This is a genomic window from Mycoavidus sp. SF9855 (genome assembly GCF_024582735.1).
Lineage (GTDB): Bacteria > Pseudomonadota > Gammaproteobacteria > Burkholderiales > Burkholderiaceae > Mycoavidus.
Genome location: NZ_CP102085.1, coordinates 2,071,876 through 2,096,694, shown reverse-complemented (window position 1 = coordinate 2,096,694; position 24,819 = coordinate 2,071,876). Strand labels below are relative to the sequence as shown.

The following is a 24,819-nucleotide window of genomic DNA, read 5'->3' as shown; positions in this document are numbered from 1 at the left end:
GATTTAGCGGAAGGTTTCTTGCCATGCAGGCAACCCACCGATCGCCATGCTAGGCTGGATTCCTTTTGCAGCAAACCAGCCTCGGTTCATTTCAAGGGCATAGCGGCCAGCCTGCGTAGGGCAGTGGTTAGCCATTGTCTCAGGTTTCATTTCAGCGATATCGGTGATGGTGCCGTTATCGTCAATAAAAGCGATTGAAAGCGGGAGCTTGGTGTTTTTCATCCAAAAGCAATGCTGAGCGCTTTCATCAAAGACAAATAACATGCCTTCATTGGGCCCGAGGCTTGTGCGATGCATTAAGCCTTGTTGGCGGTTAGCTTCATTCGCCGCGACTTCAGCGTGTACTGTATGTATGCCGATGGCGAGCGTCATCACTGGCAGTTTTCTGTGGTGTTTAAACGGGACCGACTGAGCTTGAGCGGAAGTGGCAAGTAACGCTATGCCGCCGATGCAGAGGCCAGCAGCTAAAACAGTGATCAATTTTCTCATTTTCATCCTCACAAGGTAGGGTATTAATTAAAGTTTGCACCCCACCAAAAGCTTTTGCTATCTGGTGTAAGGCAGTCAAGAACTCGCTCTGATCACCGCCTTCAAGGATACTATTGAGTAATTGAAGAGCATAGGCTGGATCATCTCGATATAGCTCAGCCATTGCTTCATCGTGCGGTTTATCTCTCATCGTCAGTTCTCCTTTGCCAATCTTTCCAGTACTCGCAGGCCCGGTCAATATCTGCGTATTGTGTTCGTTTATCGCCAATCAAGGTAAATATTTTTCTCAGCAGCAGTCAGGTAAAAATACTCACGGTTAATCGGTGTATAATTCTTATGTCTTATATAAGAGTTGGCTAAATCTCTTAAGCCCTTTATGTGTATCTAAACAAGCCCCCTATTGGAGAATTCGACATGGCATATCAGCATATCAAAGTTCCCGCCGGTGAAAAAATTACCGTCAACGCGGATTTTTCAATCAATGTTCCTGATCAGCCCATTATTCCTTATATTGAGGGAGATGGTATCGGCGTCGATATCACGCCGGTGATGATCGAGGTGGTTGATGCAGCGGTTCGCAAAGCGTATGGCAGCAAAAAAAAGCTCAACTGGATGGAAGTCTACGCCGGTGAGAAGTCGACCCAGGTTTATGGCGCTGATGTCTGGTTGCCTGATGAGACATTGGCCGCGGTAAAAGAATATAGTGTATCGATCAAAGGGCCGTTGACGACCCCGGTGGGGGGCGGTATTCGTTCTTTGAACGTGGCGTTACGCCAGGCGCTTGATTTGTATGTCTGCCTGCGTCCAGTACGCTATTTCAAGGGAGTGCCTTCACCGTTGCGTGAGCCGGAAAAGACCGATATGGTGATTTTTCGAGAGAACTCAGAAGATATTTATGCCGGCATTGAATGGGCCGCTGATTCCGAGCAAGCGAAAAAAGTCATCCGTTTTTTGCAAGAAGAAATGGGCGTGACGAAAATTCGCTTTCCGCACACCTCAGGGATTGGTATCAAGCCGGTCTCTCGCGAGGGGACTGAGCGGCTAGTGCGCAAGGCGATCCAGTATGCCATTGATAACGATCGTCAATCGGTGACGCTAGTGCACAAAGGCAATATCATGAAATATACGGAAGGGGCATTTCGTGATTGGGGCTATGCGTTGGCGCAGAGAGAATTCGGCACGCAGTTGATCGATGGCGGCCCATGGGCGAAATTTAAAAACCCAAAAACAGGTCGTGAGATCATTGTTAAAGATGTGATCGCGGATGCCTTTTTGCAACAAATTTTGCTGCGCCCAGCTGAATATGATGTGATTGCGACGCTTAATTTGAATGGGGATTATGTCTCGGATGCGCTGGCGGCTCAAGTGGGCGGGATCGGCATTGCACCCGGTGCGAATTTGTCGGATTCGATTGCTATGTTTGAGGCAACGCATGGCACGGCGCCTAAATACGCCGGTAAAGACTATGTGAATCCAGGTTCAGAGATTCTTTCTGCGGAGATGATGCTGCGCCATCTTGGCTGGTTTGAAGCTGCCGATATCATTATTTCGGCAATGGAGAAATCGATCTTACAAAAACAGGTGACCTATGATTTTGCGCGCTCGCTTGAAGGGGCAACGCAAGTATCTTGCTCGGGTTTTGGCAAGGTTCTAATCGAAAATATGGGAAAGTAGGGCGGTCATAAAAGAAACGGCCGCATTAAATGCGGCCGTTCTTTAAAACAAAGGTTTTTAACCGGCTTTATACCTTTTGGATATTTGAAGCCTGTTTGCCTTTAGGACCATCTACGATGGTAAAGCTGACTCTATCACCTTCAGCCAATGATTTGAAACCATTGGATTGAATTGCTGAGAAATGGGCGAAGAGATCTTCACCGCCTGTATCAGATGTGATAAACCCAAAGCCTTTGCCGTCGTTAAACCACTTGACTGTGCCTAGGCAGCGATCTGCGTTCTGATCAATTGACATATACAACTTTCCTTCTACTCTTGTTACTTCAACCACGAGCGCGGTTCGAAAAGCTAGACGACTTGCGCCACTCCCTCCTCACTTAAGCTCACCCCGGCGCTTCTTTTATAAAAAACGCGCCACCCTGATTGTTGGGTCTCTTGGGTTCTGTGTCAAGTTCTTTTTGAATTATTATAAAGTTTTTATTCTAAATAATTGCGCTGCACGCGCTGCAATCAGGCTGTCGGGCGATCTGCAATGAACGCCAATTCATCTGCAACGCATCTAGTAATAACAGCCGGCCGGTTAGGGAGGTGCCTGTTTGTGCGATAAGGCGGAGGGCTTCCGCGGCCTGCATGGAGCCGATAATGCCAACTAATGGCGCAAATACCCCTGTTCTAGAGCAACTCATTTCTGCCGACGCCGGCGCTGGAGGGAAAAGGCACGCATAACAAGGGGAATCAGCTAAACGTAGATCAAAGGTACTAATTTGCCCATCAAAACGTAACGCGGCGCCTGATACGAGCGGTTTACGATGCGTAATACACGTCTGATTAATCAGGTGGCGGGTGGCGAAATTATCCGTACAGTCAAGGACCACGCTGGCGCGCGCAACCCATTCATCCAGCACCACCGCATCGGCGTATAACGCCAATGCATTGACCTGGACTTCTGGGTTAAGACGCGCTAGCGCCGCGCGTGCGGCGGATACTTTGGCTTGGCCTACCGTTTCGGTGGTGTAAATAATTTGCCGTTGCAAATTGGCCAGATCGACCGTGTCCGCATCCACCAGCGTTAAGGTGCCAATGCCTGCGGCAGCAAGGTAGAGCGCGGCTGGCGAGCCGAGCCCGCCAGCGCCAATAATCAGGACGTGGGCATCCAGGAAAAGTTGCTGCGCCTCAATCCCCAGCTCATCCAGAAAGATATGCCGGGAATAGCGTAGGAGTTGTTCGTCATTCATTGCCGCAACCCGCCTAATTTGCTGGCGCAACAGCTGGGCGAGCAGATTTATTTGCCGCGATTGTGCGCTCGATTTTTGATTTTGATAACTGTACCGATTCACCTTTTAGCTGATGCAAGGCTTGTTGCAGCATAAAGTCTTCCTTGCTGCCAAAAATAGCAGGAACGCGTTCGCGGTCTTTGTCACGTTGCTCAGGTGTTTTTTTTGCGTTTTCTGTTTCAAGTTCGCGCAATTGCTTAATGCGCTGTTGCTCGCGGAGTTCTTGTTCTTTTTTCTCGTTCGGGTCTTGTGTATTGGCTAGGTGATTTGAATAATCAACCTCGCGCGTGATGAAAACGTCGTTTGGGTCGCCCTCTGAATATTGATCAACCGACATATCGGGAAGGATGCCCTTGTTTTGGATTGACCGGCCGTTTGGCGTGTAATAGTAGGCCGTTGTTAAGCGTAGGGCGGTATCCGTGGTGAGTGGTCGCACGGTTTGTACCGAGCCTTTGCCAAAGGTCGCTTGGCCCATAATCAGTGCGCGTTGGTGGCCTTGTAGTGCGCCTGCAACAATTTCAGAGGCCGATGCCGAATACGCATTGGTTAAGACAATGATTGGCACGGTTTTAAAAATAGCCGGCAAATCTTTTAAAGGGTCTGTGCTGAGTGAGGGTAAGCGGTAATGCGCAAAGGTGCTGCGATAGGTTTCTTTAGCATGGGTTTCTTGGCCATTGGTTGAAACAATGGTTGCATTGAGTGGCAAGAAAGCGCTGGAAACACCTACTGCGCTTTGCAATAAGCCGCCGCCGTTACTGCGCAAATCCAGCACCAAGCCTTTTAGAAGTTGAGTTTGCGGCTGTTTTTTGACAAGTTCTTCGAGTTTTGTGGCGAGATCAGCTACCGTGCGTTCCTGAAAACTGGTAATGCGGACCCACGCATAGCCCGGTTCGATAATTTTTGTTTTGACGCTCTGCACATGGATTTCAGCACGTGTAATGGTCATCGGATACATCCGATTGGCGCTTTTTCGATAAATGGTCAGCGTCACAGGAGTCCCCGCTTTGCCCCGCATCAGCTTAACCGCTTGGTCAAGCGTCATGCCGCGCACAGGTTTGTCATCAATGCGCGAGATTAAATCGCCAGGTTGGATGCCCGCCCGAAATGCGGGGGTGTCTTCAATCGGTGAAATAATTTTGATCAGCCCGTCTTCTTGCGAAATCTCGATGCCCAGGCCAGCAAAGCGCCCCCGTGTTTGCTCCTGGAGTTCTTTATACTCTTTTTGATCGAGATAAGACGAGTGCGGATCTAAGCTTGAAACCATGCCTTTGATCGCGGCGGTGAGTAGCTTTTTATCGTTAACTGTTTCGACATAGTCGTGTTTGACCTGTCCAAATACCTCAGCTAAAAGCCGCAATTGATCAAGTGGCAGCGGCGCATCATTATTGTTTTGCGCCGCGGCAGAAAATTGCAACGTAGCCAGTACGCCCGTCACCAGACCAAGGGCGATTAAGCTGATGTATTTGAGATGTTTACGCATGGAATATAGGGCTAAGAGCTGTCAAAGTGAGTTCAATTGTGGCACATTTTTTAAGCAAAATGCCAATGTGTTTGCATTAGCTTAAGCCGCCTGACCGTGACCAGTAGGGGTTTCTTGAGCTTTCTCAAGATCTTCGTGTTCGCTTAAATAGGCACGCCAGACTGGCTTGAGTGTTGCGTCGAGTTCATACACCAGGGGCACTCCATTTGGAATGTTCATGCTAAGAATATCTTGATCGGAAATCCCCTCAAGGTATTTGATCAAGGCTCGCAACGAATTGCCATGCGCTGCGATGATAATGCGTTGGCCAGTTTTAATGGCTGGCGCTATCGAGTCATTCCATAAAGGCAAGACCCGGGCCACCGTATCTTTTAAGCACTCGGCAAGTGGTAACTCACTACTAGGGATTTTTACGTAACGCTGATCACTGTAGGATGTGCGCGGATCTGAGGGGTCCAGCGCTGGCGGCGGCGTTTCATAGCTACGGCGCCATTGTAAAACTTGTTCCGCACCATATTGTGCGGTTGTTTCTGCTTTGTTTAAGCCGGTCAATGCACCGTAGTGGCGTTCATTGAGGCGCCATGAGTGGGTGACGGGTAGATACAAAAGATCCATTTCGTCTTGAATATGCCAAAGTGTGCGAATGGCGCGCTTTAAGACTGAGGTGTACGCAACATCGAAGGTATAGCCGGCGTTTTGTAACAGCCGCCCGGCTTGGCGAGCTTCATTTATGCCTTGCTCGGTGAGATCAACGTCAGCCCAGCCAGTGAAGCGGTTCTCTTTATTCCACGTCGATTCGCCGTGACGGATGAGGACAAGTTTATACATGTAAAATAAAAGTAGTCGTAAAAAAGTACAGAAAATAAGCGAAAACAAACGCTTCATCAGCATGATTTTGAATAATCGAGCCAGATTTAGTAACCGTCAAGCATTTATTTTATATAATGTGAGGATAACTTTTCTCAAATTATCGGAATTCCCGTGAAATTCTTCACTGACTACACTAATCTTGCTTTGCTTGTTGCCGCCATGATGGCGGGCGGGTTGTTACTCTGGCCAAGCTTGATGCGCCGTGGCCGCGACTTGTCGGTGCTGCAGGCAACGCAATTCATTAACCATCGCAATGCAACGGTGATCGATCTCAGAACAGCTGCTGAGTACGGCCAAGGCCATTTGCCGCAGGCACGCCATGTGGCGTGGGACGCGCTTCCTTCAAAAATGATGAAAATTGCTAAAAACAAGGCGCATCCAGTGCTGTTAACGTGTCAGACTGGCCGGCGTTCGCATCAGGCGCTCGCTGTTCTGAAGCAAGCCGGGTATACCGAAGTATTTGTCTTGCAAGGCGGCTTAGCCGCGTGGCAGCAAGCAGGCATGCCAGTCATAAAATAAGGATCATGATGAAAAAAGTGCTCATGTATAGTAAACAAGTATGTCCATATTGCGATATGGCCGAGCGCTTGCTGAAGGCGCGTGGTGTCGAGCATATCGAAAAAATCGCGATCGATAAGGACCCGGCCCTACGCGATGAAATGATTCAGCGTACTGGCCTGCGCACTGTGCCACAAATTTTCATCAACGGTACCCATATAGGCGGCTATGATAAATTGGCCGCGCTTGATCGTAATGGTGATTTAGCGTCTTTGCTCACAGTGAGCGCGTAATCAATTTAGAGTCATGCGACTTAAACTGCAACTGTAAGGAATATGATGGTAAACGAAAGTACTCAACAAAATACGCAGCCTGTATTTAATATTCAGCGCCTCTATCTTAAGGATTTGTCGCTTGAACAGCCTAACTCACCGGCCATTCTGAGTGAACTTGAAAAACAAGCCCCGACCATTGAAATCGAGGTTAGCCTCAAAGCAGAAAAGATTTCAGACGAGATCTATGAGAGCGTTGTTTCGACTGTTGTGACAGCAAAACTAAAAGATAAAGTGGTGCTTTTAATCGAAGCAAAACAAGCCGGTCTATTTGAGGTTCGCAATATCAAAGAAGAACAAATGGATCCGCTGCTGCATATTGCTTGTCCGTCGATTGTTTTCCCTTATTTGCGTGCAAATTTGGCTGATGCAGTAACACGTGCTGGTTTTCCGCCAATTCATCTTGCCGAAATTAATTTCCAGTCGTTGTATGAGCACCGTTTGGCACAGCAGGCAGAATCCAAAAAAGAAGCGCCAGCGCAAAAACCAAAAGCAGTAGACAGCAATAGCGCGAACCTGACTTTCGCGAATCATCTTAAGCGGCCACCTCTGCCGCGAGCATGATCGATTCATTGCCGTGTGATGCACGATTTCTCTTTAGACTGCGATACATGCGTTATTTTGCAGAGAACCAGGCCATATCTTTGTCAGTGACTTGATGAATATTACTGTTCTAGGCGCGGGTGCCTGGGGGACCGCGCTTGCCCATCATCTGGCGGATCGTCACTCTACTTTGCTATGGGCGCGCAATGCGGCCTTAGTTGAGCAATTGACGCATGATAAACATAATCAGGCTTATCTGCCCGGTGTGCCGTTGGCTAGCAGTTTGCGCTATGAAGCGGATTTGCTGGCGAGCCTTGAGCATGCGGCGGCAGAGGATGCGCTCTGTATTATTGCAACGCCAGTCGCTGGCCTACGCGCGCTATGTAAAACCATGCGTGAGCTTAACTGCATCCCCGCTCACCTGATTTGGTTATGTAAAGGATTTGAGGTGGCTAGCCGCTGCTTGCCCCACCAAGTCGTGGCCGCTGAACTGGGCGCGCATCGTAGTTGCGGGGCTTTATCCGGCCCGAGCTTTGCGCGTGAAGTGGCGCAAGGTTTGCCAGTGGCGCTAACCATAGCGAGCCAATCCGTTGCTTGCCGTGATGCGGCCGTGCGCGCACTTCATCATGCCGCAATGCGTATCTATACGGCCGACGATGTGATCGGCGTCGAAGTGGGGGGCGCGGTCAAAAATATATTGGCGATTGCGGCGGGCATTGCCGATGGGCTTAAGCTTGGCCTAAATGCGCGTGCTGCCTTGATCACCCGTGGTTTGGCCGAAATGACCCGGTTAGGTGTGACGCTAGGCGCTCGGGCCGAGACTTTTATGGGGCTGGCCGGTCTTGGTGATTTGATCCTAACGGCAACCGGCGATTTATCGCGCAACCGCACCGTTGGCTTACAGTTGGCAACAGGGCGGCCGTTGGCCGACATTCTGGCTACGCTTGGCCATATCGCAGAAGGGGTGCGTTGTGCGCCAGAGGTATTAGCCTTGGCGCAAGCGCAGGCGGTTGAAATGCCGGTTACGCAAGCGGTGTGCTCCGTGTTATTTGATGGCTGTGCGCCGCGCGCTGCGGCCTATGCGTTGTTACAGCGAGAAGCGAAGGTAGAAACGAGCTTAGCTGGCGTATAGCGTGTTAGAGGCGAAATCCTTTCATTGGGGGGTTATGCGCCGCCGGCAAAGTCTTGTTGCCGCCACGCCTCGAAGACCGTGATCGCGACAGCATTTGACAAATTAAGGCTACGATTGCCGGGCCTCATCGGCAGCCGTACGCGTTGCTCTGTTGTGAACTGCGTCAGTAGCTCGGTGCTGAGCCCACGCGTTTCTGGACCAAACACAAACCAATCACCTTTGGCAAATGTGTGATGGTGCAAGTGGCTGGCGCCGCGGGTCGTAAACGCGAACATACGCGTGTCAGAGACGCTTTCACTAGACATAAAAGCTTGCCAGTTTTGATGCACCCGCAGCGAGACAAATTCATGATAATCAAGTCCGGCGCGGCGCATTTTTGCATCATCGAGCTTAAAGCCAAGCGGCTCAATCAGATGCAATTGGGCGCCTGCATTGGCGCACAGGCGAATAATATTGCCCGTATTGGATGGAATTTCAGGTTCGACAAGAACAACGTTAAACATAAGAAAGATGGCCCAGCTGTGTGCATAGCGCCGGGATTATAGCCTGGGATAGCGCACCAGCTGCACTGCCATGCCAGATTTATGGCGTGCGCAGCGCGACCAAATTGGTGACCCGCGCGGCGCCGGCGTTCTTTAATATACGAGCTACTGCCTCAAGCGTTGTGCCGGAAGTCATCACATCGTCGACCACTGCAATATGCTGTCCGCGCACGCTGGCTAACTGCCGCGCATTCATGGCAGCCACGAATGCGCAACGCAGATTGCGTCGTCTTTCTTGGAGGTGGCTGAGTTGCGCCTGAGGTGGTGTATCAATCACGCGCCTAACCCATGTGGCTTGCTTTGGGATGCGCAGGAGCTGAGCCAAGGGCCGAGCAATTTCCCAGGCTTGATTATAGCCACGCGTGGCCAGCCGGCAAGCAGAAAGCGGCACGGGCACAATCAGGCTGGGCCAGGCCAGCATGCTGTTGGCATAGGTTTGTTGCACTAAGCTCGCGAGACGCTCAGCAAAAATGGCGGCAATTGTGAGTTGGGCATTAAACTTTAAGGCGAGGACCAGTTGATCAAGCGGCGCGGCATAGTGAGCCAGCGTGAGGGTTGCATCAAATGTAGGTGGCGTGGCGATACAGTGGTGGCATAAAAGAGAGGGGTTGTGGTTGGGGTGGGTAGGGTTGCGCTCCAGCGGTAAGGCGCAGCGTGTGCAGCGGCTATGCTTGGTTTGCCAATAAGCGTTGTCACACCCGTCGCAGATGGCGGTTGGTGACAAATTACCACACAATGCGCACCGGCACGGTAGCGCGAGACGAGTGCAAGCTTTGCATAAATTGAACGTATGCTGGGCAAATGCGGTAACAGCAAAAAAAGGTCGCGGCATGGGCTAAAACGTCAAGGCGCTCGGTTAAATTTTTTAATCTTTAAACCTTACTTCTTCAGTAGGCAAGTATACTCATAACTCTTAGTGTATTCATACCCATGCCTCTTTCATCCGTAGACTCTTCTCGACCCGCCGTCGATATTCGGCGTTTGCAGCGAATTTTTGATCGACGTGCGCAGACTTTTGACGCCGTGAATTTCTTGCCGCGCGAAGTCGCGCAACGTATGCGTGAGCGCCTTGAGTGCGTGAACCTAGCGCCTACCCGTATCTTGGATGCCGGCTGCGGCTTGGGCGACGATTTATTAGCCCTGCAAGCCTATTTTGACTCTGCGCAAATTTATGGACTCGATGTCTCTCATCAGATGCTGGCGCGAGCATTAGCCGCCACTGGCGCGCCGCGGCTAGGTTGGCGAGGGTGTCTAGCGGATACCCTATCTCGAAAAATACAATTTAAAAGCCCTTGGGGCAGAAAATTAGTGCAGATTTTTCAGCCGCGTCCGCGGCAGACCGTGCAAGCTGATTTTGCAACGCTGCCTTTTGCCGCGAGTACATTCGATTTATGTTGGTCAAATCTGGCGTTGCATTGGCATCCTCGACCCGAGCAAGTTTTACTGGAATGGCAGCGCGTCTTAAAAACCGGCGGCCTACTGATGTTTAGTTTATTGGGGCCTGATTCACTCTGTGAATTGCGCTCGGCAGGGCAGCGTGCAGGCGCCCAGATGCCCTCTTCGCGGGTGCTTGATTTCACGGATATGCATGATCTGGGCGATATGCTGGCGGCGAGCGGCTTTGAGATCCCTGTGATGGAGATGGAAAAGCTGACCATTACGTATTCCTCGCCGGCTGCCTTGCTCAGTGATGTGCGTCGCTGGGGCGCCTATCCGTTCAATCTGGCGCAGCGTCCAGCGGGACTGACTGGCCGTGGCTGGCACGAGGCGCTAATGACGGCGCTAGAGGCGCAGCGGCGAGCCGATGGCACGCTTTCGCTCACCTTTGAAATCATTTACGGGCATGCCTGGAAGGCGGCTGCGAGGACAACTGCAGAAGGCTATGCGATTGTGCGTCTTGATGAAATTACCAAAGCTGCAAAGCAAAAGTCCTGAAACGCAATTATAATGCGTCGTTTGATTGGATTAGAAAAATGAAGAGGGCGGAAGTATTGCGCCTCATTCGTAGACTGTACTCAGATTAAAGATGCCGATGAAAACAATCAAACGAATTCTAATAGGGGCGCTAGCAGGTAGTGGCTTGCTGCTGGCAAATGTTGCTCATGCGGTCAATGACCTTCCGGGCGGCCCGGCGGTCAACGCACTCAATTTTCAAACGCCGGTGACCAAGATCGCTGAAGGTCTCTACGGGCTGCACACCCTGATGCTGATCATCTGCCTAGTGATTTTTGTAGGCGTGTTTGGGGTGATGTTTTATTCGATCGTGGCTCACCGTAAGTCCAAAGGACATCAGCCGGCGCATTTTCATGAAAGCACTACCGTTGAGATTATCTGGACCGTCGTGCCATTTTTGATCGTGATTTTGATGGCCTGGCCGGCGACGAAGATGGTGATCGCTATGAAAGACACCAGCAATGCAGATGTCACGGTAAAAGTCACGGGTTATCAATGGAAATGGGGTTATGACTATATCAATGGCCCAGGTGCTGGCATTGGATTTTTATCAACCATCTCAACGCCTCGCGATCAAATAGAGGGCCGGCAGCCGGTTTCCGATACGTATTTGCAGGAAGTGGATTACCCGCTGGTGGTGCCGGTTAATAAGAAGATTCGGGTGCTGACGACCGCTAATGATGTAGTGCATTCTTGGTCGGTGCCAGCCCTTGGCGTAAAACAGGATGCCATTCCCGGTTTTGTCCGGGACACTTGGTTTAAAGCTGAAAAAATAGGCACCTATCATGGTTTTTGCACTGAGCTATGCGGTAAAGATCATGCCTATATGCCAGTCGTCGTAAAAGTTTTGTCTGAACAGGACTATGCGCAATGGGTAGACGAGCGGATAAAAACCACGTCAGTGCATGCTGAACTCAGTAAAACTTGGACCATGAGCCAACTTAAAGTGCGTGGCGAGCAAATTTATACAAGCCATTGCGCTGTCTGTCACCATGCTAACGGCAAAGGCATTGGCCCGTTTCCAGCGCTTGATGGCGGTCTGGTGACCAATGGCCCGCTCAGCAGCCACCTGAACCTTGTGCTCCATGGCAAAGCCCAAATGCCGCCGTGGGCTTCAACGCTCAATGATATTGATTTGGCTGCTGTGGTGACGTATCAGCGTAATGCGTGGGGCAATCATACTGGCGATTTAATCCAACCGCGGCAAGTGACAGCGGCACGCAACCAAGCGCTGCTCAACGAAGCTAGCCAAGTGCAAGCCGTTTCTGCACAGCGCCCTGTAACCCCGCAGGCCGCCTCAGCCAAAGCAGGCAAAGCAGGCAAATCGCCAGTACTAGGCCAAGCGCGGACATCCGGTTCAGCCGCATAATCTGCACAGTGAAACCATTCAAATAAGGAAAGTTTCTATGACCACGATCGGACACGACCAGGGAGCGCAGCACGATCATGCGCATCAGCATCCAGTTGGATGGCGGCGTTGGCTATACGCGACGAACCATAAAGATATTGGTACCTTGTATTTGATCTTTTCATTCATCATGTTTTTGTCTGGTGGCGTGATGGCGCTGTTGATTCGGGTCGAGTTATTCGAGCCTGGCATGCAAATTATGCGTCCCGAATTTTTTAATCAGCTCACTACCATGCACGGTGTCGTGATGGTGTTTGGCGCAATTATGCCGGCGTTTGTTGGTTTTGCGAATTGGATGCTGCCATTACAAATTGGCGCATCGGATATGGCATTTGCGCGCATGAATAACTTCAGCTTCTGGCTGTTGCCCCCAGCTGCGTTGTTATTGACGATATCATTTTTTGTGCCAGGTGGTGCGACCGCTGCAGGCTGGACACTGTATGCGCCGCTTTCAGTGCAAATGGGGCCAGGCATGGATCTGGCTATCTTTGCGCTGCATATTATGGGCGCCTCTTCGATTATGGGCGCCATCAATATTGTGGTCACCATCTTGAATATGCGCGCCCCTGGCATGTCGCTGATGAAAATGCCGATGTTTGCCTGGACTTGGCTCATCACCGCTTATTTGTTAATTGCGGTCATGCCAGTATTGGCGGGCGCGATTACCATGTTGCTCTTTGACCGTCATTTTGGCACCTCATTTTTTAATGCCGCAGGTGGCGGTGACCCGGTGCTCTATCAGCATATTTTCTGGTTTTTCGGGCACCCGGAAGTGTACATCATGATTTTGCCCGCGTTTGGCATCATCTCACAGGTGATTCCAGCTTTCTCGCGCAAACCTTTGTTTGGTTATCATTCGATGGTGTATGCCACGGCGTCAATTGCTATCCTGTCATTTATGGTGTGGGCGCACCATATGTTTGTTACCGGTATGCCGGTTACCGGTCAGCTTTTTTTCATGTATTCAACGATGCTGATTGCGGTCCCAACGGGTGTCAAAGTCTTTAATTGGGTGGCCACCATGTGGCGCGGCGCGCTTACGTTTGAGACGCCGATGTTATTTGCCATAGGCTTTTTATTTGTATTTACGATGGGCGGTTTTACCGGTTTAATTCTGTCGGTGGCGCCGCTTGATGTGGCCATGCATGGGACTTATTATGTGGTCGCGCATTTCCATTATGTCTTGGTGGCCGGTTCATTGTTTGCGCTTTTTTCAGGCTGGTACTATTGGTCGCCAAAATGGACTGGCTATATGTATAACGAAGTACGCGGCCGGATTCACTTTTGGGGCTCGCTAATTTCGTTCAATATCACGTTCTTCCCGATGCACTTTCTGGGCTTAGCGGGCATGCCTCGCCGTTATGCCGACTACCCGGCGCAGTTCACGGATTTTAACCAGATCGCGACGATTGGCGCTTTTGTTTTTGGTTTAATGCAGGTGTACTTTTTGTTTTGGGTGGCTTTGCCAACGTATCGTGGCAAACGGCATTTACCGGCGGCAGATAAGCCATGGGATGGCGCGCAGGGGCTTGAATGGACAATCCCAAGCCCGGCCCCTTTTCATACTTTCGAGAAACCCCCCGTGGTTGAATAAGCGCATGATTTATCCGATGTAATGGATGAGTCTGAGACAACAGAAGATACAACGGCAATATCGAAACCACAGATTGAAATTGAGATTGACATGGAACTGCAACGATGAGTAGCCAAAACCAGAGCCCTTATTATTTCGTGCCAAATCCTTCGCAGCACCCGATTTTGGCAGCGCTTAGTTTACTGGGCATTATGCTTTCGCTAACGGGCTGGCTGAATGGTCAGGGCTGGGCGCCGTTTACATTTGCGGTGAGTCTTGCTTGGTTATTTTTTATACTGTGGCGCTGGTTTGGCGATGCAATTGCTGAATCCGAGGGTGGGCAATACGGCAAACGGATTGATGCATCTTACCGTTGGAGCATGAGCTGGTTCATCTTTTCCGAAGTCATGTTTTTTAGCGCGTTTTTTGGCGCGCTATTTTATGCCCGCTCGTTTGCCAGCCCGCTTTTGGGCGACCTTGATAATAGGTTGCTGTGGCCAGATTTTATGGCGGCCTGGCCGAATGTCGGACCCTCCGGTTTGGTGTCACATTTTAAGGCCATGACGGCCTGGCCGATCCCGACCATCAACACCGCTTTGTTGTTAACCTCTGGTGCTACCTTGACGGTGGCGCACCATGCGCTACGGGATGATCATCGCAAACAAGCGATTATTTGGCTCGCTGCCACGGTGTTGCTTGGCGCCATCTTCTTATTTATGCAAGGCTATGAGTATGTGCATGCTTATCATGAGCTTAATCTCAAGCTCACCTCTGGCATGTATGGCTCTACCTTCTTTCTGCTAACGGGTTTTCATGGCTTCCATGTGATGATGGGGGCATTGATGTTGGCTATCGTGCTGGTGCGCTTAATGCGTGGACACTTTAGCGCGGAGCACCACTTTGCGTTTGAGGGTGCTGCCTGGTATTGGCATTTTGTCGACGTCGTATGGCTTGGCTTATATGTTGTGGTGTATTGGCTTTGATGGGGTTTGTTTGAAGGCAGATACCGCCATCTGGGGCGTTTAGAATGCTGTTAGCATTCTAAACCCTTGCATTCTCTTTAATCGCTATACGGAATGCCGGTACTTTGAATCCATCCCCTCCAATACGCGAATAAAATAAATAAAAAAAGCCCAATTGAAAGCCCAACGCGGGCCATTAATGAATAAACCATCCGCTTTGTTGTACCTCGGTCGTGCATCATGAAATACAGTGCGCAAACTAGGCTAGCGCCAATTAGGATAAAAGCAAGTGCAACTAGAACAGCCATATGGGTAGAAATAATTCAGCAAAGTTTCAAAAGAACAGCATAAGCCGTACTATTATCGCACTAACGGTTCTATCATGTGCGCTCGAACAGCTATGCTAAAAATTCGTTTCTGGCCAGCCTTGGCAGTCCTTATAGCGGTGGCGCTTGCCGTACGCTTAGGCTTTTGGCAGCGGGATCGTGCGCATCAGAAAGAAGCGCTGGCAGCCCAAATCACGCGCCATCAGCATAGCGCGCTGATACCTGTGGGCTCATCGTTACTGCCACTTAAAGAAATCGAATACCATCGGCTACGAGCGCGCGGACGTTTCATGCCGGAGCACGCGGTGTATCTTGATAACCGGCCCTATAACGACCAGCCTGGTTTTCATGTGCTGATGCCCCTGGCATTAGAAGAGGGGGGGTATGTATTGGTCAAACGGGGTTGGATACCCCGTAATATAAAAGATCGTATTGCGTTTGCACCATATTGCACACCGGCGAGTATCGTCGACATAGAAGGGATTGCCCGCGCTGATGCGGGCCGTGCATTTGAGCTTGGCTCTGGTGGTTCAGCGGCGCGTTTGCGGATCCGGCAAAATTTGGAGATTGCAGCATACCAAGCAGAAACTGGGTTGCCGCTGCAGCCATTTATCCTTTGGCAGACCAATGATCTAAATGACCAACTGGTGCGTGTTTGGCCAAGCCCTTTAACGGGTGTGGCGCGTAACTATGGTTATATGGTCCAATGGTGGGGAATCGCGGTTGCTATAGTATTATCGGGCCTGTACGCTGCGCGCCGCGCAGCGCTTAGCGCTTCTAAGTAGGACTCATTTTAGAACTGCCAATGAAAAATCATGATCTAGAGCCAAAGACGTTGGCTTTACCTGACCTCAAGTCAGGTCGCAAAGACTCGAGTTGGAGGGTGTTGTGGCTGGTGGTAGCGGTGTGTCTGGCGCCAGTGATTGCGTCTTACTTATTTTATTATGTTTTTAAGCCAGTCGGCGGATCGGCGAATTATGGTCAGTTGATTGAGCCGCAGCGGCCCATCCCGCCCAGTTTAATGGTGCGCACAGAAAATGGCACGATCACGCCTTTGCAAACTTTACAAGGCAAATGGTTATTGCTGGCTGTTGATGCGAGCGCATGCGCTGAAAATTGTGCCAAAAAACTCTATTTTATGAGGCAAGTACGTGCTGCGCAGGGCATTGAACGTGAGCGGGTGGTAACGGTTTGGTTGCGCACCGACCGTGCTCCGGTGCCTCCTGCCGTGCAACGCGCCTATGCTGAGACGCATTTTTTGAGCGTTGATCCGGCTACCCTGCTGCAATGGTTGCCGCTTGATGAGGGCCGGCAGCTGGCCGAGCATATTTATCTAGTGGACCCAAACGGTAATCTGATGATGCGCTTTCCAGCCCAGCCAGACCCAGGCAAAATCAAAAAAGACCTGAGCAAATTGTTGAAGTGGTCAGGCATTGGCTAAAATCGTTCCCAGGATCTCTCCGTGTTTATTCTGCAACTTAGCTTAATAGGTCTTTGCCTTGCACTCATTCCGCTAAGTTGGGTGTGGCTGCGTAGTGGCACCGATCAATTTGGTAAATTGGTCTGGGTCAGCACTGTGCTCACCTTTGATCTGGTGCTGTTTGGCAGCTTTACGCGCCTGACAGATTCGGGCCTAGGCTGCCCTGATTGGCCTGGTTGTTATGGCACCGCATCGCCATTTATCGCGCACGAAGCGATTCGGGCAGCGCAAGCCTTATTGCCCAGTGGCCCGGTCACGATGACTAAGGCGTGGATTGAAATGATCCACCGCTATCTCGCGCTGGCCTTGGGGGTGCTGATGATTGCGCAGGTTGTGATGGCGTGGTGCAAACGTAAATCGTTATTGGTGTCACCGTGGTGGCCGGTGGCGTTACTGGCGCTAGTCTGCGTGCAAGGCGCGTTTGGCGCTTGGACCGTGACCTTAAAATTGCAGCCGTTGATTGTGACGATTCACTTATTGCTAGGGCTGACCCTACTTGGTGGCTTGGCTCGGCTGGCCATGAGTTGTGCGCCTGCGCCCAGGCTGGCGCCTGCCGCGGCACGTTGGCAGTGGGCGGTATGGGTGGGGCTGGTGCTGTTGGTATTGCAAATTGCTTTAGGGGGTTGGGTGAGTGCGAACTACGCTGTGCTCGCCTGTCCAGATTTCCCGACCTGCCATGGCGCTTGGCTGCCGCCAATGGATTTTGTGCAAGGTTTTCAGCTGTGGCGCTCGCTGGGCCAAACCAAAGCAGGGGATTTTATTACGCCAGACGCGCTGGTGGCAATCCATTGGACACATCGCACTTTTGCGCTGGGAGTGAGTGTATGGTTGCTTGGGCTCGGCCTGCAGTTGCGCCAGTTTGCTGCGCTGCGCTCCTTAGCCTATGGCTTGATCGCGTTGGTTGTGCTGCAGTGTTTAACCGGCTTAGCGAATATCGTATTGCAGTGGCCTTTGCTGATTGCGCTCGTGCATAATGGCGGCGCGGCGGTATTATTGTTGCTGCTCATCATGCTAAACTATCGTATCGTAATTAGCAGACAAGGTATGCGGTAAGCCGCAACGCAGGTCTGAATCTATGGAAAGTATCTCTATTTGCCCATCTCTTGGCAACCGAATTTCCCAATACTGTGCACTGACTAAGCCTCGGGTGACCCAGCTCGCGGTATTTTGCGCCGTGATTGGGATGCTACTGTCAACGCCCGGTAGCGTGCCGTGGTCCATCTTGCTAGGTGGCGCGGTGGGGATTTGGCTATTAGCCAGCGCCGCGTTTGCGGTCAATTGTTTACTTGAGCGCAAAGTGGATCGGCTAATGCGCCGTACCGCATGGCGTCCGTCTGCGCGTGGCGAATTAACCTCGCTCCAAATTCTTTTCTTTTCAGCCATGCTGGGTGGGCTTGGCATGTGGACGCTGTATGCTTTCACCAACGCCTTGACCATGTGGCTCACGCTGGCCACCTTTATTGGCTATGCGCTGATTTACACGGTGCTGCTAAAGCCTGCAACGCCGCAAAATATTGTGATTGGCGGCGCCGCCGGCGCCATGCCGCCGGCTCTTGGCTGGGCTGCTGTGACGGGAACGGTGCCGGCTGATGCTTGGTTGCTGGTGTTGATTATTTTTGTCTGGACGCCGCCCCATTTTTGGGCGCTGGCGTTATATCGCCGGCAAGATTACGCGCAAGCGGGTTTGCCGATGCTGCCGATTACCCATGGTGAGCAATTTACGCGCTTGCATATTTTGCTTTATACCATCATTTTATTTGGTGTGTCGTTGCTACCATTTGCCTCGCGCATGAGTGGGCTGGTCTATTTGGTCGCCGCGCTGGTACTGGGGGTGATTTTCTTAGCCTATGCGTGGCAAATATGGCGCGCTTATTCGGATAGGCTGGCGCGCAGGCTTTTTCGATATTCAATTATTTATTTATCGTTGCTGTTTGCAGCGCTACTGGCGGACCACTATGTGCAACTCTACTGCCGCGGCATCTAAATTTATTGTATGCCTAATGTGCGCCCTGATATGGGCGGCTGGCTGCACGCGTGCGCCCGTGTTCAAAAATACCGATTTGACTGACAACCCCAGTTTTGGCAACGATTTTACGCTACCGGATACGACTGGCCAGTTGCGTACATTAGCGGACTTTAAAGGAAAAGTCGTGGTGGTGTTGTTCGGTTACACGCACTGCCCAGACATTTGCCCAATGACGCTGGCAACGCTTGCGCAAACGCTTAAACAATTGGGTCCAGATGCAAAACGGGTGCAGGTGTTGTTCGTGACTGTCGATCCAGAGCGTGATACATCATCTTCGTTGGCGCACTATGTCCCTGCCTTTGATCCGAGTTTTATCGGTTTGCGGCCGGCGAATGAAGCGCAACTCAAAAAAGTGACGCAAGATTTTCGCGTGCACTATGCGCGCGAGCAGGCAAACGTAGACACGAGGGCAAAACCCTCTGTGTTAGATGAAATTTCCAATGCCTATACGATGGACCATACGGCAGCCGGCTATGTGTTTGACGCAACCGGCAAGCTGCGCCTTTTTGCCCGCGATGGGCAAGGATCGAAGCCGTGGGTGCACGATCTTAAAATACTGCTTAATTGATCAGATGCGCGGTAAACTCTTTAGGCTGGCGAGGATCTCAAAGATGTTTTGCTTTCAAGAGTAATCCGTGAAGAGCCTAAAGCTGTACGGAAATATTTTAACGCCCGAGGGCTGGAGGCTCGGTCATTTAACGCTCGAGGGCGGACGGATTGTTGCCCTGAGTGGCGCATCTATCGAGCCGGCGCTCAATCATGAAGCCTATATTTTGCCAGGCTTTATTGACCTGCATGTGCATGGCGGGGGCGGCGCCGACGTGATGGAAGGCGGCGCGGCTGCTCAAATCATGGCGCGGCTGCATGCTCAGTATGGCACGACAAGTTTATTGGCGACTACGATGACGGCGCCGCCGGCTGAGTTGGCTGCCATCTTGGCTAGGCTTGCGCATGAGGTGCAGCAGCGCGCGCCTGGTGGCGCGCGTATCCTTGGGGTGCATCTTGAAGGACCCTATATCAATCCTGGCAAACTGGGGGCGCAACCTGATGCAACGGCGCTCGCTGCGTTGGATGAAATACTCTATTATTTAACGCTGGCCCCGATTCGGGTTGTGACGTTGGCGCCGGAGTTGGCCGGTCATTTAAATATCATCACCCACCTTGCCGCGCGTGGCGTACGCGTACAGCTTGGCCACACGCTCGGGAGTTATGAAGATGGCGTTAATGCGCTCAAGCACGGAGCATCCGGTTTCACCCATCTATTTAATGCCATGACGGGCTTGCATCATCGGGCGCCAGGCATGGTCGGGGCGGCCCTGGCGCATGCTGAATATGCGGAACTTATCCCAGATTTGTTGCATGTGCATCCAGGTGCGATTCACACCGCGCTGCGCGCGATTCCTAAGCTCTACTGCGTCACCGATAGCACGGCGGCAGCAGGGATGCCGGATGGAGCTTACCCGCTGGGCAGCCAGACGGTGACTAAATGCGTAAACGGCGTGCGGCTTGCCAATGGTACGTTGGCGGGGAGTACCTTGACGATGGATCAAGCGTTGCGTAATCTAGTCTCGCTTGGTTTGCCTTTAGCCGAAGCTTCACATCGGTTATCGCGCTATGCGGCGGACTACCTTGGCTTAATTCAACGCGGCCGGCTGGCCGTCGGTGCGTGGGCAGATTTAGTGGTGCTTGACCGCCAACTGAGGGTACAGGCGACTTATGTCGAAGGGCAAGGGATTTAAGCTGGGTCGAAGTTCATTTTGCTCGACAGTGTTGTAGAAAAGAGGTTAAATATAAAGCTAGTTGCTCTACTCTAATGCGTTCAGCCGGCGTGCAAGTACACGCAACTTGTTTAGAATAAAGATTATGGCTATTTTTTCAGATGTAGAAGACAACGCTGTGGTTGAGCGGCAAAAGCAAAAAATAAAGCCGCCATCCATGTATCAAGTGGTGTTGTTAAATGATGACTTTACGCCGATGGGGTTTGTTGTCATGATTCTTCAAAAATACTTTAGAAAAGACCCAAAGGCCTCAATTCAGATTATGCTGAAAGTACATTGCGAAGGTAGAGCAATTTGTGGGGTTTATACGCGCGATGTGGCGATGACTAAAGTCAAGCAGGTTACAACCCATGCCAGACAAGAAGGCCATCCGCTACAGTGTGTTATGGAGAGAATATGATCGCCCAAGAACTAGAAGTCAGCTTGCATATGGCGTTTATGGAAGCGCGCCAAGCCCGGCATGAGTTCATTACGGTAGAGCATTTGCTATTGGCACTGTTGGATAATCCAACCGCCGTTGAAGTTTTGCGTGCCTGTGCGGCCAATATTGATGACTTGCGACATAGCTTGCATCATTTTATTCATGACAACACCCCGATTGTGCCGGGTTCGATAGATGCTGATACCCAGCCTACATTAGGTTTTCAGCGGGTGATTCAGCGCGCAATTATGCACGTGCAGTCTGCTTCAAATGGCAAAAAAGAAGTCACGGGCGCCAATGTGCTGATTGCCATTTTTGGAGAAAAAGAGTCGCATGCTGTTTATGCCTTGCAACAACAAGGTATCACGCGCTTAGATGTGGTCAATTTTATTTCGCATAGCATAACTAAAACAGGCGAGAGTGAAGCTGCAAAACCGACTGATGTGGGCGCAGAGGGCGAAGGGTCGGCCGGGCAGAAAGAAACGCCATTGGCGCAATTTACGCAAAATCTAAATCAACTGGCAAAAGAGGGTCGCATTGACCCGTTAATTGGCCGCGAGCCTGAGGTTGAACGTGTGGTGCAAATTTTATGCCGCCGTCGCAAGAACAATCCGTTGCTAGTTGGTGAAGCCGGTGTAGGCAAAACGGCGATCGCTGAAGGGCTCGCCTGGCGGCTCACGCGTGGCGAAGTACCCGATATCTTGGCCAATGCAATTGTGTATTCATTGGATATGGGCGCCTTGTTGGCCGGCACCAAATATCGTGGGGATTTTGAGCAGCGTTTAAAAATAGTGCTTAAGGAATTAAAAGATCGCCCAAATGCAATACTTTTTATCGATGAAATTCATACTTTGATTGGTGCCGGCGCTGCCTCAGGCGGTACCCTAGACGCATCAAATTTATTAAAGCCAGCGCTCTCGTCAGGGCAAATAAAATGTATTGGCGCCACGACTTTTACTGAATATCGCGGTATTTTTGATAAAGATGCAGCGCTGTCACGGCGGTTTCAAAAAATCGATGTGTCTGAGCCAACCGTAGCCCAAACCATTGCGATTTTGCGTGGTCTCAAGTCGCGCTTTGAAGAACATCACAATGTTAAATATTCTCTCGCCGCGTTATCGGCTGCGGCTGAATTATCCGCTCGTTTTATTGCGGATCGTCATTTGCCTGATAAGGCGATTGACGTTATCGATGAAGCCGGCGCCGCGCAACGTGTATTACCTAAATCGAAACAAAAAAAGATTATCGGTAAAGTCGACATCGAGGAAATTATCGCAAAAATGGCCCGCGTGCCTACGCAAAGCGTTTCACTGGATGATCGTGGCAAATTGCAAACGCTTGAGCGTGACCTTAAAAGTGTGGTCTTTGGACAAGCCCCCGCCATTGAAGCATTGGCAGCTGCGATTAAAATGGCCCGTGCCGGGCTAGGTCAAATTGGCAAGCCAATCGGCGCGTTTTTATTTTCAGGTCCAACCGGCGTTGGCAAAACTGAAGTCGCACGTCAGCTGGCGTTCACTTTAGGGATTGAGCTGACACGTTTCGATATGTCTGAATATATGGAGCGTCATGCGGTCAGCCGTTTAATCGGTGCACCGCCCGGCTACGTCGGCTTTGATCAAGGTGGCCTGTTGACTGAGGCGATTACGAAAAAGCCCCACTGCGTGCTGTTACTTGATGAAATCGAAAAAGCGCATCCAGATATCTATAATATTTTGCTGCAAGTGATGGATCATGGCACATTGACAGATAACAATGGCCGTAAAGCGGATTTTCGCAATGTGATTCTCATCATGACCACCAACGCCGGCGCAGAAGCGCTGCAAAAAGCCAAAATTGGCTTTACTGTACGCAACCAAGCCGGTGATGAAATGGCTGAAATTAAACGGACTTTCACCCCGGAGTTTCGTAACCGGCTGGACGCGATCATTAACTTCTATTCGCTCAATGAAGAGATTATTCTGCGCGTCGTTGATAAGTTCTTAATTCAACTGGAAGAACAACTGCATGAAAAGAAGGTGGACGTTGTCTTTACGGATAAGCTGCGCAAATATCTTGCTAAAGGCGGTTTTGATCCGTTAATGGGAGCGCGGCCTATGCAACGCTTAATTCAAAACACCATCCGGCGTGCGCTGGCCGACGAACTGCTTTTTGGCAGGCTGTCAAACGGCGGCCGTGTCACGGTTGATGTAGACGATCAAAACAACGTGCAACTCGTCTTTGATGAAAACGGCGCATCACAGAATACAAACCCCGAAACGGCGGAGATTGACTGACGGCCTCAAACCTTGATTGCCACTTTATGCGGTATAAGAAGTCAGTGTATTGCGCATCTTTTTCATGGCACTGACTTCGATCTGGCGAATCCGCTCGGCGGATACGCCGAATTCAGCCGCTAGATGATGCAGTGTGGCGCCGCCAGTACCATTATCGTCGACCTGTAACCAGCGCGCTTCAACAATGCGGCGACTACGGGCATCTAAGGTATCCAGTGCGCTTGTTAAGCCGTCGCTTTGTAACCGATCCAACTGGCGATTTGCCAGCACCTCGGTTGGCTCGTGCTGAGTATCGGTTAAATAGGCGATCGGAGCAAATGATTCTTCACCATCCTCCATTTGTCCTTCTAGCGCAATATCCCCACTCATCATGCGCGTTTCCATTTCGCGGACATCTTCACGCTTGACGTTCAATTCTTTAGCTAAGGCATCGATTTCACTCGATGTAAACGCTTGCATCGTTTGTTTATGACGGCGCAAATTGAAAAAAAGCTTTCGTTGAGCCTTGGTCGTGGCGACTTTCACAATCCGCCAATTGCGTAGGATATATTCATGAATCTCAGCCTTGATCCAATGAATGGCGTATGACACGAGCCGTACATTTTGCTCTGGATCAAAGCGTTTCACGGCTTTCATCAGACCAATATTGCCTTCTTGAATGAGGTCTGCATGCGGCAGCCCATAACCCAGGTAGTTACGGGCAATTGAGACGACCAAACGCAGATGGGATAAAACCAGCTTGCGGGCGGATTCAAGCGTGCCGTGTTCACGGTAGTCGGCAGCGAGCTGCTGCTCCTCATCTGCTTGCAGCATTGGAATCCGGTTAACCGCTTGGATATAGGCGTTAAGATCGCCTAGCTGGCCAAGTACCGGCATGGCAGAAGCCAGGGTCAATGCTCCGCCTTGATTGAATTTATTGAGATGATTCGCACTCACTTTACACTCCTTAGAGAGGACGTTTTTAATAATATTAGCACTCTTCTTGATAGAGTGCTAATTCCATCGAGAGGCGTAAGAGAATTATAATCATGCGATGGGTTTGCTCATGCCGAGCAAACCCATCTAAATTAGGCCAGGAAAATCATAATGAGTGAAATATTTGCCGCAGCAGCCCCAGTCACTGTGCCAATCGCCGATTCAAACGACTGCTTTGCTGTGCGCCGTATTTACTGCATTGGCCGCAATTATGTCGAGCATGCCCGTGAAATGGGTGGTGAGCCGGATCATCAGTCCTTAGTATTTTTTAATAAACCGACTGACGCTATCCTGTATGTAGCGCCCGGTATGGTTGGGCAATTTCCTTATCCACCCGGTTCAAACAATGTGCATTATGAGATGGAGTTGGTGGTCGCGCTTGGTAAGCGCGGTCGCGATATCCCAGTTGAGCGGGCGCTTGAGTATGTGTTTGGCTATGCCCTAGGTCTCGATATGACGCGCCGTGATTTGCAAGCGGAGATGAAACGACAAGGTTATCCATGGGAAATCGGCAAAGCGTTTGACCATGCTGCGCCGCTGGGGCCGATTCACCGAGTAGACGAGGTTGGGCATTATCAGCAGGGGGCGATTTGGCTTAACGTAAATGGCGTTGAGAAGCAGCGTGCTGATGTGTCTCAGTTAATTTGGTCGGTGGCGCAAGCCATCTCTTATTTATCAACGTTATCCGAGCTTGTGCCGGGAGATTTAATTTATACCGGAACCCCAGGTGGGGTGGGGTCGATTGTGAAGGGTGACCTGATGATAGGCGGCATTGAGGGGTTGGGTGAATTTGCCGTCAAAGTCACTTGA

The 24,819-nt window shown here is 50.9% G+C and carries 25 protein-coding genes and 2 pseudogenes; 18 read left to right on the top strand and 9 right to left on the bottom strand.

Features of this window, described 5'->3' with window-relative positions; translation table 11 throughout:
• Nucleotides 1-3 precede the first annotated feature (3 nt).
• The gene (locus NQD60_RS08420) at nucleotides 4-489 is read right to left on the bottom strand and encodes a DUF192 domain-containing protein (protein WP_257100451.1); all 486 of its coding nucleotides are present in this window, start codon (nucleotides 487-489) and stop codon (nucleotides 4-6) included.
• A 414-nt stretch (nucleotides 490-903) separates the two neighbouring features.
• On the opposite strand from NQD60_RS08420, the gene icd reads away from it, so the two are divergent.
• Nucleotides 904-2,163 (top strand): NADP-dependent isocitrate dehydrogenase, encoded by a 1,260-nt coding sequence (icd, locus tag NQD60_RS08405; RefSeq protein WP_257100450.1) that lies wholly within the window; start codon nucleotides 904-906, stop codon nucleotides 2,161-2,163.
• Nucleotides 2,164-2,230: 67 nt separating this feature from the next.
• Here the strand turns inward: icd and NQD60_RS08400 are convergent, their stop codons facing one another.
• The 4 genes from NQD60_RS08400 to gpmA form a co-directional block, all read right to left on the bottom strand.
• Nucleotides 2,231-2,458, bottom strand: a complete 228-nt coding sequence (locus NQD60_RS08400; RefSeq protein WP_223692515.1) for a cold-shock protein — start codon at nucleotides 2,456-2,458, stop codon at nucleotides 2,231-2,233.
• Nucleotides 2,459-2,645: 187 nt separating this feature from the next.
• The gene (locus NQD60_RS08395) at nucleotides 2,646-3,398 is read right to left on the bottom strand and encodes a molybdopterin-synthase adenylyltransferase MoeB (RefSeq protein ID WP_257100449.1); all 753 of its coding nucleotides are present in this window, start codon (nucleotides 3,396-3,398) and stop codon (nucleotides 2,646-2,648) included.
• Nucleotides 3,399-3,411: 13 nt separating this feature from the next.
• Nucleotides 3,412-4,917 (bottom strand): S41 family peptidase, encoded by a 1,506-nt coding sequence (locus tag NQD60_RS08390; RefSeq protein WP_257100448.1) that lies wholly within the window; start codon nucleotides 4,915-4,917, stop codon nucleotides 3,412-3,414.
• Nucleotides 4,918-4,998: 81 nt separating this feature from the next.
• The gene (gene gpmA, locus NQD60_RS08385) at nucleotides 4,999-5,745 is read right to left on the bottom strand and encodes a 2,3-diphosphoglycerate-dependent phosphoglycerate mutase (RefSeq protein ID WP_257100447.1); all 747 of its coding nucleotides are present in this window, start codon (nucleotides 5,743-5,745) and stop codon (nucleotides 4,999-5,001) included.
• Between the two features lie 153 nt (nucleotides 5,746-5,898).
• Between gpmA and NQD60_RS08380 the strand changes: the two genes are divergently transcribed.
• The 4 genes from NQD60_RS08380 to NQD60_RS08365 all read left to right on the top strand — a co-directional run bounded on the left by NQD60_RS08380 (nucleotide 5,899) and on the right by NQD60_RS08365 (nucleotide 8,292).
• Entirely contained in the window at nucleotides 5,899-6,306 is a 408-nt protein-coding gene (locus NQD60_RS08380) for a rhodanese-like domain-containing protein (protein WP_257100446.1), read from the top strand.
• Nucleotides 6,307-6,314: 8 nt separating this feature from the next.
• On the top strand, nucleotides 6,315-6,578 hold the full coding sequence (gene grxC, locus NQD60_RS08375; RefSeq protein WP_257101304.1) for a glutaredoxin 3: 264 nt from the start codon (nucleotides 6,315-6,317) through the stop codon (nucleotides 6,576-6,578).
• Nucleotides 6,579-6,623: 45 nt separating this feature from the next.
• Nucleotides 6,624-7,181 (top strand): protein-export chaperone SecB, encoded by a 558-nt coding sequence (secB, locus tag NQD60_RS08370; protein ID WP_257101303.1) that lies wholly within the window; start codon nucleotides 6,624-6,626, stop codon nucleotides 7,179-7,181.
• A 94-nt stretch (nucleotides 7,182-7,275) separates the two neighbouring features.
• On the top strand, nucleotides 7,276-8,292 hold the full coding sequence (locus NQD60_RS08365) for an NAD(P)H-dependent glycerol-3-phosphate dehydrogenase (RefSeq protein WP_257100445.1): 1,017 nt from the start codon (nucleotides 7,276-7,278) through the stop codon (nucleotides 8,290-8,292).
• A gap of 32 nt (nucleotides 8,293-8,324) precedes the next feature.
• Here NQD60_RS08365 and trmL read toward each other — a convergent pair whose 3' ends face one another.
• Nucleotides 8,325-8,795 (bottom strand): tRNA (uridine(34)/cytosine(34)/5-carboxymethylaminomethyluridine(34)-2'-O)-methyltransferase TrmL, encoded by a 471-nt coding sequence (gene trmL / locus NQD60_RS08360; RefSeq protein ID WP_257100444.1) that lies wholly within the window; start codon nucleotides 8,793-8,795, stop codon nucleotides 8,325-8,327.
• A 79-nt stretch (nucleotides 8,796-8,874) separates the two neighbouring features.
• Entirely contained in the window at nucleotides 8,875-9,558 is a 684-nt protein-coding gene (locus NQD60_RS08355; RefSeq protein ID WP_257100443.1) for a ComF family protein, read from the bottom strand.
• A gap of 206 nt (nucleotides 9,559-9,764) precedes the next feature.
• On the opposite strand from NQD60_RS08355, the gene NQD60_RS08350 reads away from it, so the two are divergent.
• From NQD60_RS08350 to NQD60_RS08335, 4 genes and pseudogenes are all read left to right on the top strand, one after another.
• Complete coding sequence (locus tag NQD60_RS08350; RefSeq protein ID WP_257100442.1) at nucleotides 9,765-10,769, top strand: methyltransferase domain-containing protein; 1,005 nt, start codon at nucleotides 9,765-9,767, stop codon at nucleotides 10,767-10,769.
• 97 nt (nucleotides 10,770-10,866) lie between these two features.
• Nucleotides 10,867-12,153 (top strand): annotated as a pseudogene (coxB, locus tag NQD60_RS08345) (cytochrome c oxidase subunit II); the annotation flags it as partial.
• 40 nt (nucleotides 12,154-12,193) lie between these two features.
• A complete protein-coding gene (ctaD, locus tag NQD60_RS08340) occupies nucleotides 12,194-13,789 on the top strand; it encodes a cytochrome c oxidase subunit I (RefSeq protein ID WP_257100441.1) in 1,596 nt (531 codons plus the stop codon).
• Between the two features lie 104 nt (nucleotides 13,790-13,893).
• Nucleotides 13,894-14,751: a cytochrome c oxidase subunit 3 gene (locus tag NQD60_RS08335; protein WP_257100440.1), complete on the top strand. Its 858-nt coding sequence runs from the start codon at nucleotides 13,894-13,896 to the stop codon at nucleotides 14,749-14,751.
• Between the two features lie 77 nt (nucleotides 14,752-14,828).
• Here NQD60_RS08335 and NQD60_RS08330 read toward each other — a convergent pair whose 3' ends face one another.
• Nucleotides 14,829-15,038, bottom strand: a complete 210-nt coding sequence (locus NQD60_RS08330; protein ID WP_257100439.1) for a twin transmembrane helix small protein — start codon at nucleotides 15,036-15,038, stop codon at nucleotides 14,829-14,831.
• 92 nt (nucleotides 15,039-15,130) lie between these two features.
• Here NQD60_RS08330 and NQD60_RS08325 point away from each other — a divergent pair, with 92 nt between their 5' ends.
• The 8 genes from NQD60_RS08325 (at nucleotide 15,131) to clpA (ending at nucleotide 23,034) form a co-directional block, all read left to right on the top strand.
• Nucleotides 15,131-15,841: an SURF1 family protein gene (locus NQD60_RS08325; RefSeq protein WP_257100438.1), complete on the top strand. Its 711-nt coding sequence runs from the start codon at nucleotides 15,131-15,133 to the stop codon at nucleotides 15,839-15,841.
• A 20-nt stretch (nucleotides 15,842-15,861) separates the two neighbouring features.
• On the top strand, nucleotides 15,862-16,497 hold the full coding sequence (locus NQD60_RS08320) for a cytochrome C oxidase subunit I (protein WP_257100437.1): 636 nt from the start codon (nucleotides 15,862-15,864) through the stop codon (nucleotides 16,495-16,497).
• Nucleotides 16,498-16,518: 21 nt separating this feature from the next.
• Nucleotides 16,519-17,589, top strand: a complete 1,071-nt coding sequence (locus NQD60_RS08315) for a heme A synthase (protein WP_257100436.1) — start codon at nucleotides 16,519-16,521, stop codon at nucleotides 17,587-17,589.
• A gap of 22 nt (nucleotides 17,590-17,611) precedes the next feature.
• Nucleotides 17,612-18,520, top strand: coding sequence for a heme o synthase (gene cyoE / locus NQD60_RS08310; protein WP_257100435.1), 909 nt, complete (start codon nucleotides 17,612-17,614; stop codon nucleotides 18,518-18,520).
• 16 nt (nucleotides 18,521-18,536) lie between these two features.
• On the top strand, nucleotides 18,537-19,130 hold the full coding sequence (locus tag NQD60_RS08305; protein ID WP_223692464.1) for an SCO family protein: 594 nt from the start codon (nucleotides 18,537-18,539) through the stop codon (nucleotides 19,128-19,130).
• 67 nt (nucleotides 19,131-19,197) lie between these two features.
• Entirely contained in the window at nucleotides 19,198-20,301 is a 1,104-nt protein-coding gene (nagA, locus tag NQD60_RS08300; protein WP_257100434.1) for an N-acetylglucosamine-6-phosphate deacetylase, read from the top strand.
• 124 nt (nucleotides 20,302-20,425) lie between these two features.
• Nucleotides 20,426-20,740, top strand: coding sequence for an ATP-dependent Clp protease adapter ClpS (gene clpS, locus NQD60_RS08295; protein ID WP_257100433.1), 315 nt, complete (start codon nucleotides 20,426-20,428; stop codon nucleotides 20,738-20,740).
• On the top strand, nucleotides 20,737-23,034 hold the full coding sequence (gene clpA / locus NQD60_RS08290) for an ATP-dependent Clp protease ATP-binding subunit ClpA (protein WP_257100432.1): 2,298 nt from the start codon (nucleotides 20,737-20,739) through the stop codon (nucleotides 23,032-23,034). The genes clpS and clpA overlap by 4 nt, the downstream gene beginning before the upstream one ends.
• Nucleotides 23,035-23,058: 24 nt before the next feature.
• Here the strand turns inward: clpA and rpoH are convergent.
• Nucleotides 23,059-23,934, bottom strand: a pseudogene (rpoH, locus tag NQD60_RS08285) (RNA polymerase sigma factor RpoH); the annotation flags it as partial.
• Nucleotides 23,935-24,120: 186 nt separating this feature from the next.
• Between rpoH and NQD60_RS08280 the strand changes: the two are divergent.
• The gene (locus tag NQD60_RS08280) at nucleotides 24,121-24,819 is read left to right on the top strand and encodes a fumarylacetoacetate hydrolase family protein (RefSeq protein ID WP_257100431.1); all 699 of its coding nucleotides are present in this window, start codon (nucleotides 24,121-24,123) and stop codon (nucleotides 24,817-24,819) included.

Coding starts and splice junctions, on each gene's coding strand:
- NQD60_RS08420 (WP_257100451.1), bottom strand. CDS start 489: ATGAGAAAATTGATCACTGTTTTAGCTGCTGGCCTCTGCATCGGCGGC.
- icd (WP_257100450.1), top strand. CDS start 904: ATGGCATATCAGCATATCAAAGTTCCCGCCGGTGAAAAAATTACCGTC.
- NQD60_RS08400 (WP_223692515.1), bottom strand. CDS start 2,458: ATGTCAATTGATCAGAACGCAGATCGCTGCCTAGGCACAGTCAAGTGG.
- NQD60_RS08395 (WP_257100449.1), bottom strand. CDS start 3,398: ATGAATGACGAACAACTCCTACGCTATTCCCGGCATATCTTTCTGGAT.
- NQD60_RS08390 (WP_257100448.1), bottom strand. CDS start 4,917: ATGCGTAAACATCTCAAATACATCAGCTTAATCGCCCTTGGTCTGGTG.
- gpmA (WP_257100447.1), bottom strand. CDS start 5,745: ATGTATAAACTTGTCCTCATCCGTCACGGCGAATCGACGTGGAATAAA.
- grxC (WP_257101304.1), top strand. CDS start 6,315: ATGAAAAAAGTGCTCATGTATAGTAAACAAGTATGTCCATATTGCGAT.
- secB (WP_257101303.1), top strand. CDS start 6,624: ATGGTAAACGAAAGTACTCAACAAAATACGCAGCCTGTATTTAATATT.
- NQD60_RS08365 (WP_257100445.1), top strand. CDS start 7,276: ATGAATATTACTGTTCTAGGCGCGGGTGCCTGGGGGACCGCGCTTGCC.
- trmL (WP_257100444.1), bottom strand. CDS start 8,795: ATGTTTAACGTTGTTCTTGTCGAACCTGAAATTCCATCCAATACGGGC.
- NQD60_RS08350 (WP_257100442.1), top strand. CDS start 9,765: ATGCCTCTTTCATCCGTAGACTCTTCTCGACCCGCCGTCGATATTCGG.
- ctaD (WP_257100441.1), top strand. CDS start 12,194: ATGACCACGATCGGACACGACCAGGGAGCGCAGCACGATCATGCGCAT.
- NQD60_RS08335 (WP_257100440.1), top strand. CDS start 13,894: ATGAGTAGCCAAAACCAGAGCCCTTATTATTTCGTGCCAAATCCTTCG.
- NQD60_RS08330 (WP_257100439.1), bottom strand. CDS start 15,038: ATGGCTGTTCTAGTTGCACTTGCTTTTATCCTAATTGGCGCTAGCCTA.
- NQD60_RS08325 (WP_257100438.1), top strand. CDS start 15,131: ATGCTAAAAATTCGTTTCTGGCCAGCCTTGGCAGTCCTTATAGCGGTG.
- NQD60_RS08320 (WP_257100437.1), top strand. CDS start 15,862: ATGAAAAATCATGATCTAGAGCCAAAGACGTTGGCTTTACCTGACCTC.
- cyoE (WP_257100435.1), top strand. CDS start 17,612: ATGGAAAGTATCTCTATTTGCCCATCTCTTGGCAACCGAATTTCCCAA.
- NQD60_RS08305 (WP_223692464.1), top strand. CDS start 18,537: ATGTGCGCCCTGATATGGGCGGCTGGCTGCACGCGTGCGCCCGTGTTC.
- clpS (WP_257100433.1), top strand. CDS start 20,426: ATGGCTATTTTTTCAGATGTAGAAGACAACGCTGTGGTTGAGCGGCAA.
- clpA (WP_257100432.1), top strand. CDS start 20,737: ATGATCGCCCAAGAACTAGAAGTCAGCTTGCATATGGCGTTTATGGAA.
- NQD60_RS08280 (WP_257100431.1), top strand. CDS start 24,121: ATGAGTGAAATATTTGCCGCAGCAGCCCCAGTCACTGTGCCAATCGCC.